At 72.3% G+C, this 12,844-nt stretch carries 13 protein-coding genes; 10 read left to right on the top strand and 3 right to left on the bottom strand.

What is annotated here, in order from left to right; genetic code table 11:
* Window positions 1–431 precede the first annotated feature (431 nt).
* The 4 genes from ACFVYX_RS04520 (at window position 432) to ACFVYX_RS04535 (ending at window position 2,877) form a co-directional block, all read left to right on the top strand.
* Window positions 432–1,229, top strand: coding sequence for a thymidylate synthase (locus ACFVYX_RS04520; RefSeq protein WP_389679811.1), 798 nt, complete (start codon window positions 432–434; stop codon window positions 1,227–1,229).
* Window positions 1,230–1,240: 11 nt separating this feature from the next.
* Complete coding sequence (locus ACFVYX_RS04525; protein WP_389680045.1) at window positions 1,241–1,741, top strand: dihydrofolate reductase; 501 nt, start codon at window positions 1,241–1,243, stop codon at window positions 1,739–1,741.
* Between the two features lie 74 nt (window positions 1,742–1,815).
* On the top strand, window positions 1,816–2,298 hold the full coding sequence (locus ACFVYX_RS04530; protein ID WP_389679812.1) for a macro domain-containing protein: 483 nt from the start codon (window positions 1,816–1,818) through the stop codon (window positions 2,296–2,298).
* A gap of 93 nt (window positions 2,299–2,391) precedes the next feature.
* The gene (locus ACFVYX_RS04535; RefSeq protein ID WP_389679813.1) at window positions 2,392–2,877 is read left to right on the top strand and encodes a hypothetical protein; all 486 of its coding nucleotides are present in this window, start codon (window positions 2,392–2,394) and stop codon (window positions 2,875–2,877) included.
* A gap of 22 nt (window positions 2,878–2,899) precedes the next feature.
* On the opposite strand, the gene sph is transcribed toward ACFVYX_RS04535, so the two are convergent.
* Window positions 2,900–3,901: a sphingomyelin phosphodiesterase gene (sph, locus tag ACFVYX_RS04540; protein WP_389679814.1), complete on the bottom strand. Its 1,002-nt coding sequence runs from the start codon at window positions 3,899–3,901 to the stop codon at window positions 2,900–2,902.
* 158 nt (window positions 3,902–4,059) lie between these two features.
* On the opposite strand from sph, the gene ACFVYX_RS04545 reads away from it, so the two are divergent.
* Window positions 4,060–4,548, top strand: coding sequence for a hypothetical protein (locus ACFVYX_RS04545; protein ID WP_389679815.1), 489 nt, complete (start codon window positions 4,060–4,062; stop codon window positions 4,546–4,548).
* A gap of 95 nt (window positions 4,549–4,643) precedes the next feature.
* Window positions 4,644–5,519, top strand: a complete 876-nt coding sequence (locus ACFVYX_RS04550; RefSeq protein ID WP_389679816.1) for an oxygenase MpaB family protein — start codon at window positions 4,644–4,646, stop codon at window positions 5,517–5,519.
* 162 nt (window positions 5,520–5,681) lie between these two features.
* On the opposite strand, the gene ACFVYX_RS04555 is transcribed toward ACFVYX_RS04550, so the two are convergent.
* Together ACFVYX_RS04555 and ACFVYX_RS04560 are read right to left on the bottom strand one after the other, a co-directional pair.
* Window positions 5,682–7,220, bottom strand: coding sequence for a M1 family metallopeptidase (locus tag ACFVYX_RS04555; RefSeq protein WP_389679817.1), 1,539 nt, complete (start codon window positions 7,218–7,220; stop codon window positions 5,682–5,684).
* A gap of 254 nt (window positions 7,221–7,474) precedes the next feature.
* Window positions 7,475–7,963, bottom strand: a complete 489-nt coding sequence (locus ACFVYX_RS04560; RefSeq protein ID WP_389679818.1) for a hypothetical protein — start codon at window positions 7,961–7,963, stop codon at window positions 7,475–7,477.
* 306 nt (window positions 7,964–8,269) lie between these two features.
* Here ACFVYX_RS04560 and ACFVYX_RS04565 point away from each other — a divergent pair, with 306 nt between their 5' ends.
* The 4 genes from ACFVYX_RS04565 (at window position 8,270) to ACFVYX_RS04580 (ending at window position 12,840) form a co-directional block, all read left to right on the top strand.
* Entirely contained in the window at window positions 8,270–10,321 is a 2,052-nt protein-coding gene (locus ACFVYX_RS04565) for a Xaa-Pro dipeptidyl-peptidase (protein ID WP_389679819.1), read from the top strand.
* The gene (locus tag ACFVYX_RS04570; protein ID WP_389679820.1) at window positions 10,318–11,625 is read left to right on the top strand and encodes a M14 family metallocarboxypeptidase; all 1,308 of its coding nucleotides are present in this window, start codon (window positions 10,318–10,320) and stop codon (window positions 11,623–11,625) included. Before ACFVYX_RS04565 ends, ACFVYX_RS04570 begins: the two co-directional genes overlap by 4 nt.
* A 118-nt stretch (window positions 11,626–11,743) precedes the next feature.
* Window positions 11,744–12,043, top strand: a complete 300-nt coding sequence (locus ACFVYX_RS04575; RefSeq protein WP_389679821.1) for a hypothetical protein — start codon at window positions 11,744–11,746, stop codon at window positions 12,041–12,043.
* Window positions 12,044–12,324: 281 nt separating this feature from the next.
* The gene (locus ACFVYX_RS04580; protein WP_389679822.1) at window positions 12,325–12,840 is read left to right on the top strand and encodes a hypothetical protein; all 516 of its coding nucleotides are present in this window, start codon (window positions 12,325–12,327) and stop codon (window positions 12,838–12,840) included.
* The last annotated feature ends 4 nt before the right edge of the window (window positions 12,841–12,844 follow it).

The following is a 12,844-nucleotide window of genomic DNA, read 5'->3' on the forward strand; positions in this document are numbered from 1 at the left end:
CCGTGCGGTCGACCCGCCGGTCCGGGTCTCTTGAACAGTATTGCTGTCTCACCATCGCTGTAAAAGAGCGCGGGCCGACGGCTCCCCAGAGCTCCGCGCGAGCCGTGCCGTCGACGAGCCGGCGGAGCCACAGGTGGGCCGGGTGGCCGGCGAAGCTTCCGTGCCAGATGGCGCTGACGGTGTACGACGGCCTCGGAATCGGCGGCTCGGCCGGGGTCGGATCCAGCGGGCCGGCGTAGACCGCGCCCGCGTGACTCGACACGGTCGCCAGGGCCGGCAGGCTCGCGAGCGGCTCCGGCGAAGTGGGTGATCGGGGCGATCACCCGGCGGCGGATCCGTCCTCGCCCTGCGCATCGACGAGACCCCGCGCACCACCGTCACCGGCGGCTGAGGGTACGGCGCGCCCCGGGCCGGCAGTAAACTCCACTTCCGTGGCGGATACACAGTACGAAGACCTGTTGAAACTGGTGCTCACCTCCGGGACGGCCAAGGCCGACCGGACGGGAACGGGGACCCGGAGCGTCTTCGGACACCAGCTCCGCTACGACCTCTCGCAGGGGTTCCCGCTGGTCACCACCAAGAAGGTGCACCTCAAGTCCATCGTCTATGAGCTCCTGTGGTTCCTGCGCGGAGACTCGAACGTCGGCTGGCTGCGGGAGCACGGCGTCAGCATCTGGGACGAGTGGGCCGACGCGGACGGCGAGCTCGGTCCGGTCTACGGCGTGCAGTGGCGGTCCTGGCCGACCCCCGACGGCCGGCACATCGACCAGATCAGCCAGGTCCTCGACACCCTGCGCGACGACCCCGACTCCCGCCGGATGATCGTCTCCGCGTGGAACGTCGCCGAACTGGACCGGATGGCGCTCGCCCCCTGCCACGCCTTCTTCCAGTTCTACGTCGCCGACGGCAGGCTCTCCTGCCAGCTGTACCAGCGCAGCGCGGACCTCTTCCTCGGCGTGCCGTTCAACATCGCCAGCTACGCCCTCCTCACCCACATGGTGGCGCAGCAGACGGGGCTCGAACCGGGTGACTTCATCTGGACCGGCGGCGACTGCCACATCTACGACAACCACGTCGAGCAGGTCACCGAGCAGCTCTCGCGCACCCCGTACGACTTCCCCGAGCTGCGCCTCCACAAGGCCGACTCGATCTTCGACTACACCTTCGCGGACGTGGAGATCGTGGACTACCGGCACCACCCGGCGATCAAGGCCCCGGTCGCGGTATGAGCGACGGCGGCATGGACATCGGACTGATCTGGGCGCAGAGCTCCGACGGGGTGATCGGGGCGGACAACGCGATCCCGTGGCGCCTCCCCGAGGACATGGCCCACTTCAAGGCCACCACCCTCGGCCACCCCGTGATCATGGGACGCAAGACCTGGGACTCGCTGCCCGCGCGCTTCCGTCCGCTCACCGGCAGGCGGAACATCGTGGTGACGCGCGACCCGCGGTGGACGGCCGAGGGCGCGGAGCGCGCCGGATCCGTCGACGCGGCCCTCGCCCTCGCGGCGGACTCCCCGGAGCCGACGGGCGCGGCCTGGGTGATCGGCGGCGGCGAGATCTACCGCGCCGCCCTGCCGTACGCGAGGACCCTCTCGGTGACGGAGGTCGACACCCCGGTGACGGGCGACACCTACGCCCCGCCCCTCGACCCGGCCTGGCACCTCACGTCGGACACCGACTGGCACCACTCCACCACCACCCTCCGCTACCGCATCCGCCGCTACACCCGCCCGTAACCGCCGCTCCGCGCCCCGCCGGTGAACCTTCCGGCGGGGCCGCGTTGTCAGTGGCGCCGCGTAGCGTGATCGACATGACCGGCATCACGTACGTCCAGGGGGACGCCACCGCGCCGCAGGGCAAGGGCGTCAAGATCGTCGCTCATGTCTGCAACGACATCGGCGGCTGGGGCAAGGGCTTCGTCGCGGCGGTCTCGCGCCGCTGGAGGAAGCCGGAGGCCGCCTACCGGCGGTGGCACCGCGAGCGCTCGCGGAACGACTTCGGCCTCGGAGCCGTCCAGCTCGTCCAGGTCGAGCAGTACGTCTGGGTGGCCAATCTGGTGGGCCAGCGGGGGATACGCACCGGTCGCAGCACCGGTGTGCCCGTGCGGTACGAAGCGATCGACGCGGCACTCGGGCTGCTCGCCGACAGGGCGGCAGAGCTGGGGGCCTCTGTTCATATGCCGCGTATCGGTTGTGGACTCGCCGGAGGGTCCTGGGAGCGGATCGAGCCCCTGGTCACGCGTCGGCTTGTGGCGCGCGGGATACCGGTCAGCGTGTACGACTTCGGTGCGTAAGGGGCGCGGGGCCGGGGTGTGATCGGGGGTTCGGCGGGTGGCGGCTAGAGTCTGCGGCTGTTCGGACCGGGGGACTGGGAACAGGGGAGTCAGATGTACACGCAACTCAGGGAGACGGCCCACGAATTGGCCGGAGTCCTGTGGCGGGAGCACACCGTCTACCGGGAGCGGGGCGGCGGTGTGGTGATACGGGGCGAGCATGTGGGGCGCTGGATCAGCCTCGGTCCGACCGGGGGCAAGGACCAGGCGCTGCTGCGCGCGGGGCGGCTCCTCGACGGCGGGACCACCGCCCCCGCCAGGACCGAGGTGGTCGTCGATCTGACGGCGGGGACGGCGGAGCTCGCGACGGTGTGCCGCCGGCTGCTCGCCGACGTCGCCGCGGACGCCGAGCCGGCCTCCGCCCCGCGAGCGGGGACGTCCGGGAAGCGGAGCAAGCCGGGTCGGGCGGCGCGGGCCGCCCGCCCCGGCCGCCCCCGCAGGCAGCGGCACACGAGCCTAGGTTCCTTCGTCGTGCTGCTCTGTGTCGCCGGGGTGCTCGGTGCCTGGCTCTACAGCCTCTTCGGCGGCTACGGGTTCTGATCCGGCCCCGCCGCCGGCCGGGTCAGAACCCGGTGACCGGGTAGTGGTCGGAGAGGTTGGTGTACGTGTACCGCGTGCCCCAGCTGGAGACCGTCCAGGGGGCGCTCTGCTCCAGGATCACGTGGTTGGTCCAGCCGGCGGGGCGGGCGTTCCCGGCCCGGTGGAGGACGTAGTCGAGGTCCTCGCGCGGGTCGTCCGGGTAGCGCTCGGAGGCGATCGAGTTCAGGTCGGTGTCGAAGGAGTACGGGTGACCCGTGCGCGCGTCGGCACCGGCCAGGCCCGCGTCGGCGAGCATCGTGCCGTACTCGGGCGTGTGTGAGTCGACGTTCATGTCGCCCGCGACGATCACCTGCTCGTTCGCCGGGATGTTCTTGGCGTCGAGGAAGGCGTCCATGGCCTTGAACTGGCGGCTGCGCATCTGCGCCGCCTCACCCGCCGAGCAGCCCGGGTCGGTGGACTGGGCGTGGGTGCCGACCACGTGGACCCGGCTGCCGTTCACATCGAGGACGGCGTACGCGAAGCCCTTGTTCGAGTACCAGTCGGCGCCGCAGGCGTCCTTGTAGACGTACTGCTCCTTGCGGACGATCGGCCACTTGCTGAGGATCGTCACCCCGCCGTCCTCGGGCGTGGTCGTGGAGTAGGCGCCGCCGGTGGCGTCCCAGCCGCTCTTGCTCCGGCCCACGACGGGCGTCTGGTGCGGGTACTGCGCGGCGGCGTTCGCCTTGAGCGCGTCCGACGCGGAGTTGTCGAAGGCCTCCTGGAGGACGACGACGTCCTGCCCCTGGAAGAAGGAGGCGGCGGGGATCGCCTTGGCCCGGTGGTCCTGGCCCCAGTTCGGGTACAGCGTCTTCGAGAACAGGAACGCGTTATAGGAAAGTACCTTCAGGCGCGGGGTCTCGGCGGCCGTCGCGGAGGCGGCGGTCGCGCCCGGCGCGGTCGCCGCCAGGGTGGCCGCGGCGAGCGCGAGGGAAAGGGCGGCGCCGGGGGTGCGGCGGAACGCGGCGAACGACACGTGAACTCCCATGAGGGTGTGGGGGGTTGACCTGGCGCCGCACATACAATCAGCCGTGGTTACCTTCCGGTAGCCTCTGGGTGCCGGGAATCTTGCCGGGCTCGCACAAGCACGCCAACTCTCCAGCCCTTGTCTGATTTGTGGTGTTTCTGTCCAGGTAGAATGCGCGCATGACCCTCGCGAGCAACTCAACGATCTTCAAGATGGACCTCGGTCCGCTCAACCCCGTCTGGGCCGAGCTCATCCTCGGCCTGGTGCTGTTCGGACTCACCTTCCTCATCCTGGCGAAGGGCATCCTGCCGAAGATCCGTCGGACCCTCGACGAGCGCGAGGACGCCATCGACGGCGGCACCGAGCGCGCCGACGACCTGCGCTCCGAGGCCACGCAGATCCGTGAGCAGTACGAGGCGGAGCTCGCCGACGCCCGCCACGAGGCCGCCCGTATCCGCTCCAAGGCCGTCGAGGAGGGCTCGGTCGCCATCGCCGCCGCCCGCGCCGAGGGCAACGCCGAGCGTGAGGCGATTCTCGCGGCCGGTGCGGAGAAGATCGCCGCCGAGCGCGCCGCCGCCGAGCGCGAGCTCACCGCGGACGTCGACGCCTGGGCCCACGCCCTCGCCGCCCGTATCGTCGGCGAGCCGGTCGGCGCCGACCGCGCCTGATCCGTCCTCCTCGCAAGGGGCCGTCACCGGGACCACAGGACCCGGGTGCCGGCCCCTTCGTCGTGGGTGGCAGCCTTGAGGGTGAGGAGAACCCCATGGAACGTGTGCGTCCCGACCGCCCCGCCGCCGACCCCGCCCCGCCTCCCGTCGGCGGGGTGCTGTGGAGCGTCGCCGGCGACATCCGGGCGCTCCTGATGCTGCCCGCCGCCCTCACGATGCAGGTCGCGCACCCCGCGATCGGCGCCGGAGTGGACGCGCACTCCGTCTTCCGGACGGACCCCTGGGGCCGGGGCGAGCGCTCCCTGCGCTCCGTCCAGCTGTGGATCTACGGAGGCGAGGACGCCGCACGGGAAGGGCGCCGCCTGCGGGAGCTGCACCGCACCATCCAGGGCACCGACGCCCACGGGCGCCGTTACCACGCACTCACCCCCGCCTACTACTCCTGGGTGCACGCGACCGGCTTCCCCGTCTACGCCTGGGGGCTCCGTCTCCTCGCCCGCCCCCTCACCGAGGCGCAGGAGCGGCAGCTGTACGCCGAGTGGCTCCAGGTCGGCCGGATCCTCGGCATCCACGACCGTGACATGCCGCAGACGATCGAGGAGTTCTGGCCGTACTACCGGAAGGTCCTGGCGGAGGAGCTGGAGGCGACCGTCGTCGTCCGGGAGCTGCTCGACCCCGACCAGCCGGTCCCCGCCCCCGACCGGGGCCCGCTGCCGCTCCGGATCGCCCTGCGGCTGCTCTGGCCCGTCCTGCGCCGACCCTTCCTGCGGCTGCGGGCCTTCCTCACCGTCGGCCTGATGCCGCCGGACGCCCGGGAGGCCATCGGACTGGAGTGGACGGAGGGACAGGAGCGCGCCCTGCGCCGGTTCGCCCTGGTCGTCCGGACCGTCGTTCCGGTCCTTCCGGAGCGGCTGCGCTATCTGCCACTGGCCAGGAAGGCACGCGAGACCGCCCGCCGCGCACCGCGCTGACGGACGGCCCGGGCGACCGTGCGGCCTGGGTGACCGTACGGCCCGGGTGACCGTACAGCCTGGGTGATCGCACGGTCACCCGGGTGACCGTGCACCCCGGTGACCGCACGGCCCCGGTGACCGCCCGGCCCCGGTGACCGTGCCCCCCAGTCGTCCTGCCGGTCAGTGCGTGTGGGGCTCCCCGGTCTCGTGGATCGTGTTCGTCTCCGCGATCTTCTTCCACGACTTCGGCCGCACGGGCTCCGGCCGCACCGTCGCTCGCGCGGCCGGCCCCGCCGCCGGAGCGGACAGACCCGCCGCGGCCGCCGTCGACGCGGACGGCTTCGACGGCGTGTACAGCCAGGTGTCGAAGAGCCCGGCCAGCGGCTTCCCGGAGATCCGCTCGGCGTACCGGACAAAGTCGGAGACCCGCGCGTTGCCGTAGGCGAACTCCTGCGGCCAGCCCTTCAGGATCGCGAAGAAGTCATCGTCGCCGATCTCGTTGCGCAGGGCCTGGAGCGCCAGCGCGCCCCGGTCGTAGACGGCGATGTGGAACTGGTTCTCCGCACCCGGGTCACCCGGCTTCACCGTCCAGAACGGGTCCTCGGCCGTGCGGATGGCGTACACGTAGTCCGCCAGTTCCTGGGCCGTGCCCTCGCCCTCCTTCTCCGACCACAGCCACTGGCTGTACCGGGCGAAGCCCTCGTTGACCCAGATGTCCTTCCAGTCGCGGACGGACACGCTGTCGCCGTACCACTGGTGGGCCAGTTCGTGGACGACCACCGACACGTTCGCGCCATTGGCGAACTGCCGCGGGCTGTAGAACGGCCGGGTCTGCGTCTCCAGGGCGAAACCACTGGTCACGTTCGGCACGTACCCGCCGAGGGAGTTGAAGGGATACGGCCCGAAGAGCGACTCCAGCCACTCCGCGACCTCCGTGGTGCGCTCGATGGAGGCGCGTGCCGCCCCGTCGTTGCCGCCGAGGTCCTTGCTGTACGCGTTGAGGACCGGCAGTCCGTTCGCCGTCCTGTCCGTCGTGATGTCGAACCTGCCGACGGCGAGCGTGGCGAGATACGTCGCCTGCGGCTTGTCGGAGCGCCAGTTGAAGCGGGTCCAGCCGAGCCGCGAGGACTGCGACTGCAGCACGCCGTTGCTGATGGCCTGGTGGCCGTCCGGCACCGAGACGGAGACGTCGAAGGTGGCCTTGTCGAGCGGGTGGTCGTTGGACGGGAACCACCAGACGGCCGAGTCCGGCTCCTGGGCGGCGACTGCGCCGTCCGGGGTGCGGGCCCAGGCCGTCCAGCCGTCGATCTTCACCTCGGAGGGCTTGCCCGCGTAGCGGACGACGACCGAGATCGGCTTGTTCTTCTCCAGCGGGACGGCCGGGGTGACCTCCAGCTCGTGGGCGCCCGAGGCGGTGAACCTCGCGAGGCGGCCGTTGACCCGGACCTCACTGACCCTCAGGCCGAGGTCGAGGTTGAACCGGGACAGGTTCTGCTTCGTCGTGGCGAGGATCGTCGCCGTGCCTTCGAGCAGGTCGGTCGCGGGCTGGTACTTCAGCCGCAGGTCGTAGTGGGAGACGTCGTAGCCGCCGTTGCCACTGGCGGGGTAGTAGGAGTCGCCGATGCCGGCCGCCCCAGGCACGAAGTCGGCCGCCGATGCCGGGATCGCCAGCAGCAGGGAGGCGGCGAGGGCGCTCGGAACGATGATTCTGCGGTGCACAGGTGCTCCCCAAGTCATAAGAAACGTAAGACGCACGGGTGGTCGTCGGTCCTTAGTCCGAGCCTATTGAGCGCCCCGACGCACCGTCACGTCCAGAGGACCCCCTGTCACACGATCGCCATTCGGCCGACATGAACCCCTCCGCGTCGGAAGCCACTCCGCCCCCCCGTGGCCCCCGGCGCCCTGTGTCCCCCGGGCCCGAGCCGGCAGGGCCACGGCGTGATCGCGCCGTGGCCCCTCGGCCGGGTCCCCGATCAGCAGGGGCGGTTGCCGGTGCTCATGGCGTAGCTGACCGAGCCGCCGTAGCCGGAGAGCGTCAGCGTGTTGTAGCCGGAGGTGGGAACGAGGTAGTAGACCGGCTGCAGAGTGACCGTGGTCGCCGCCGGGACGCCGCTCGGAGCCGACAGGTTCACCTGCACGGTGCTGCCCGAAGCACTCGGCACGTACGCCGAGTCGGAGAGGACCTGGAGCCCCTGGTAACCGGCCTTGCTGACGGTGAACCGCCAGGTGCTGCCGGCCGGAACCCCGGTCGTCGAATTGACGGTGAAGGCGAACTTGCGGTTGTAGGACGGGCCGACGCAGGTCCAGCCGAGCGTCGCGTCCTGGATTCCCACGGACGCGGTCGCGGAATCGGTGGCGGCGCCGGCCGCCCCGCCGCCGGCCAGCAGAGCCGTCACCGACAGCGCGAGCGTGCCCGCGACCGAGAGAAAGCGTCTGCCGCTCCGCCGTGTGGTGGTGCGCATGTGTGATCCTCCCCTTCCGCCCGTACGGGCGGTGATCCCGCCTCTCGATCCCGCTCCGGGACCGAGCCGAACGCAGGCCGACCCCGCCATCAGGTCGTATGCGCGGGGGGCACGCCCTGCCGGACACGCCCCCCGGTCGCGCCCGGAGCAAGATAGCGGCAACAACATGCTCCGGGGGAGTGCGTCGCGGGAATGGCCGAACCGGCCCCCGGGCCTGACCGGAGATCAGACCGTCCGCCCGCCCCCGGCCTTCCCGGAGGTGACGCGCTCTTTTGCCCGGGAGTCGACCGGAGTACGTTCCCGCCCATGCCGATGCCAACGCGGAGAACCCGCGGAGCCCGACTGCCGTACCGAACCCTCGTGGCCGCGACCACCGCCGCCCTGCTCGCGACCCTGGTCACACCCGCCGTCGCGCAGCCGGAGCCGTCCGGGCCCTCGGTGACCGCCGCTCCCGCCGCGCCTTCCACCGCCTCCGTGCGGGAGTCGAGGCCCGTCCACTCGTTCGCCGACGCCATCCGCGAGTCCGTCTGGGTCGACACCGGACTCGACGGCGACGGTGACGGGCGCGCGGACCGGGTCGCCGTCGACATCGTCCGCCCCCGGGAGACCGCCGCGGCCGGCCGGAAGATCCCGGTCATCATGGACGCCAGCCCGTACTACGCCTGCTGCGGGCGCGGCAACGAGGGACAGAAGAAGACGTACGACGCCGACGGGAACCCCGTCCAGTTCCCCCTCTTCTACGACAACTTCTTCGTCCCCCGGGGCTACGCGTTCGCCGCCGTCGACCTCGCCGGCACCAACCGCTCCGACGGCTGCGACGACGTCGGCGGGCGCTCCGACGTCCAGTCGGCCAAGGCCGTCGTCGACTGGCTGAACGGCCGGGCACGCGGCTACACCTCCCGTACGGGCGACACCCGCGCCCGCGCCACCACCTGGACCACCGGGAACGTCGGCATGATCGGCAAGAGCTGGGACGGCACCGTCGCCAACGGCGTCGCCGCCACCGGCGTCGAAGGGCTGAAGACGATCGTCCCGATCGGAGCCATCTCCTCCTGGTACGACTACTTCCACTCCCAGGGGGCCCCTCTCTACAACGCCAACCCGAGCTGGCTCTCCGAGTACGTCAACGGCCCGGAGGCGCAGGCCCGTTGCGGCGCCGTCCAGGACCGTGTCGCCGCCGGCACCCCCTACAGCGGCGACTGGACCACCGCCTGGACCGAGCGCGACCACGTGCGGAACGCGGGGAAGGTCAGGGCCAGCGTCTTCGTCGTGCACGGGCAGCAGGACCTCAACGTGCGGGCCGGACAGTTCGGCCGGTGGTGGGACGCGCTCGCCGCCCACGGGGTCGAGCGGAAGATCTGGCTCTCCCAGACCGGCCACGTCGACCCCTTCGACTTCCGGCGCGCCGACTGGGTCCGGACCCTGCACCGCTGGTTCGACCACTACCTCCTCGGCCACGACAACGGCATCGACCGTGAACCGGTCGCCGACATCGAGCGTGCCCCCGACCGCTGGACCACCGACCGGCACTGGCCGCCGCGCACCACCGCCGCCACCACCCTGCGCCCCGCCCCCGGCGCCGAGGCGGGACCCGGCGTTCTCGGCCGAGCCCCCGCCGTCCCCGGTTCCACCGTGACCTTCACCGACGACCCGGCCCTCGGCGAGCTCGACTGGGCGGCCCGGATCGACAGTGCCACCCCCGAGAAGGCCGGGTTCGTCACCCGTCCCCTCTCCCGTGAGCTGAGGATCTCCGGCTCCTCGAAGGTGACGGTCACCGCCACCCCGACGACCGCCACCGCACACCTCTCCGCCGTCCTCGTCGACCTCGGACCCGACACCATCCGCGACTACGGCGCACCCGGCGAGGGCATCACCACCCTCGCCGACCGCAGCTGCTGGGGCGCGAGCACCCTCGGAGACAGCGCCTGCTTCAAGGAGACGGAGGCCCGTACGGCCGACGTCGGATACACGGTCGTCAGCCGGGGCTGGGCCGATCTCGGCACCTGGGCCGACCCGGGCAAGGAGCGGCCGCTGACCCCCGGCAGGGCGTACACGATGACCCTGGACCTCGCCTCCACCGACCATGTCGTCCCGGCGGGACACCGGCTCGCGCTGATCGTCGGCGGTACCGACAAGGATCTGCTCGACCCCCCGTCGACCATCCCGACCCTGACCCTCGACCTCGCCCGCACCTGGGCGAAGGTGCCGCTGGTCGGCGGTGCCCCGGCCTTCGCGCGGGCCACGTCGGGCCCGCACCCGGCCGTGCCCTCGCCCACCGCCCTGCCGTCCCTGAGCGGGGCCGAACCGCCGGCCGCCGTCGTGGGGCCGCGCCTTCCCGGAGCGGGAGCCGCCCGATGACGCCTCGTACCGCGCACCGCAGTTCGCGGCGCGCCCTCGGACTCGTGGCGGCCGCCGCCGCCCTCGCCCTGCCGCTCGTCACCGTCCCCGCCGAGGCGGCGGACAGCGCTCCCGCGAAACCGCTCCCGCGCACGGGGTTCGAGGCGAGCGGGGGCGCCCGGTGGACCACCGAGGCGGAGGAGCGGGACTTCCTCGCGGCCGTCGACCGGGCGAGCGAGCGGGTGTCGCTGCGCCGGATCGGCACCACCGCCGAGGGCCGCCCCATCCGGCTCGCCACCCTCGGTACGGGCCGCACCACCGTGCTGCTCGTCTGCAGCCAGCACGGCGACGAGCCCGCGGGCCGCGAGGCCTGTCTGAGCACCGTGCGGGACCTCGCCCATGCCCGGGACCGGGAGACCCGGCGCTTCCTCGCCCGTACGACCCTTCTCGTCGTTCCGACCGCCAATCCCGACGGGCGGGAGGCCGACACCCGGGGCAACGGCGACGGGGTCGACGTCAACCGCGACCACATCGCGCTGCGGACCGCCGAGGCGCGGGCCGTCGCCGCCGTGATCCGCGACCGGCGCCCCGAACTCGTCTACGACCTGCACGAGTACGGGGCCACCCCCCGGTACTACGACAAGGACCTGCTCGCTCTCTGGCCGCGGAGCCTCGACGCCGATCCGCACGTCCACGACGAGTCCCGGACCCTCTCCGAGAGCTACGTCAGGCCCGCCGCCGGGCTCGCCGGATACAGCAGCGGCGTCTACGGCATCTGGACCGACCCCCTCACCGGCAAGCCGCTCAAGCAGGTCGCCGGAGACGGCCAGGAGCGGATCCTGCGCAACACGGCCGGCATCAAGCACGCGGCCGGTCTGCTCGTCGAGACCCGGGTGGACGCGTTCGACGAGGCCGAGCAGAGCGATCCGGCGCGCAACCACCGGCGTCGCGTCGCCACTCAACGCGTGGCCCTTGAGGGCGCCTTCGCCTATGTCGAGGAGCGGCGAGGCCCGCTCACGGCCGCCACCGCCGCCGCCCGGCGTGCCGGATTCGCCGACCGGGGACCGGTCTTCCTCGGTGGCGCGGACAACGATCCGCCGGAGCCGGCGGAGATCATCGCCGACCCGCCGTGCGGTTACCGGCTGGACGCCGCGCAGTACGCGGAGGCGGGTGACGAGCTCGCCCTGCACGGCGTCACCGTCCGGCCGGACGGGGCGGGGGTGTTCGTGCCGTTGAGCCAGTCGCAGCGCGCGCTCGTCCCGCTGCTCCTGGACGCGCGGGCCACCTATCACCTCGTCAGTGGGAGTCCTGTGGAGGAGTGTTGACGGTGAGGTGCCGCCGGGCCGGAAGTGCGGGATCCCATGGTTTGCCGGTGTAAAGTTACCCACTGGTACTGACCATGCCTCGAACAGGTCCCCACGGCCTGGAAGTTGGAGAACCACCATGCGTTTCACGAAGCCCGCGCGCCGCGTCCTGCCGGCCCTGATCGCCACGACGCTGCTCGCCGGAAGCGTGCTGATCGGCCAGACGGTGACCGCCGAACCGGCGTCCGCCGCCACCACCTGCAATGTCAACGAGCTGCGCACCGAAGCCCGCAAGGAGCGCGACCGGGCCGCCCAGCTCAAGCGCCTCGGCGCCACGACGGAGGCCCGCAAGGCCCTCGCCCGCTCCGACGCACTGGAGCGGCGCGCCCGTCAGTGCGCCGACGCGGAGAACGACAACCGCCCGCCGCTCTGGAAGTAGCGAAACACGCGGGGCGGGTCCGGTCCGAAAGGACCGTGCCCGCCCCGCGGCCGTTCCCACCCGCATCCGCATCCGCATCCGCACCCGCCGCATGGCCATTCCCGGCCGCACCCGCCCCGCCGCCTGCACGCCACCCGGCCGTCCCCGGGCCGTACCCGTCACAGGGCCGCGCCCGGTCACCACGATCGCGTCGCCATCCGGGGCGGACCGTACCGGGACCGGGACATTTCCGGGACGGCTCAGCCATGGAACAGGCCCCCTGACCGGGGAATGCTTGCAGCATGCCGGCCGCGTACACGACCCTCGCCCTCGCCCCCGCCGTCCTTCCGGACGGTGTCCCTCCGGGCGGCTTCCCCCGTCCCCGGCCCGACGACGTCGATCTCGTCGTCGACGGCAGAGCACTGCTGCACCGGCTCCACGAGGCCGGCGACGGCGACGCGGTCTCGCCCCTGGCGGCCGACCTCCCGCCCGCCCTTCGCGCCGAGCACGTCCGCCGGCTTCTCGACCCCGCGACCCCGCTCGCGGACGGCCGCCGGGTGATCTACTCCTGCCCCGACTGCGAGGACCTCGGCTGCGGAGCGGTCACGGCCGTGGTCGAGCGCGCGGGCGAGTGCGGCGAGGACGTCATCTGGCGCGACTTCGCCTGGCAGACCGGCCCGCTCGCGGACCCGGCCGGCGAGGGCTACCCCGGCGTCGGCCCGTACCGCTTCCACGGAGCCCGCTACCGGGCCGTCCTGCTGGGCCTGGGGAAGGAGCCCCACGCCCCGCGCCCCGGGGCCGGTACTCCCGTCGCCTAGGATT

Source organism: Streptomyces sp. NPDC058326, from assembly GCF_042879855.1.
GTDB lineage: Bacteria > Actinomycetota > Actinomycetes > Streptomycetales > Streptomycetaceae > Streptomyces.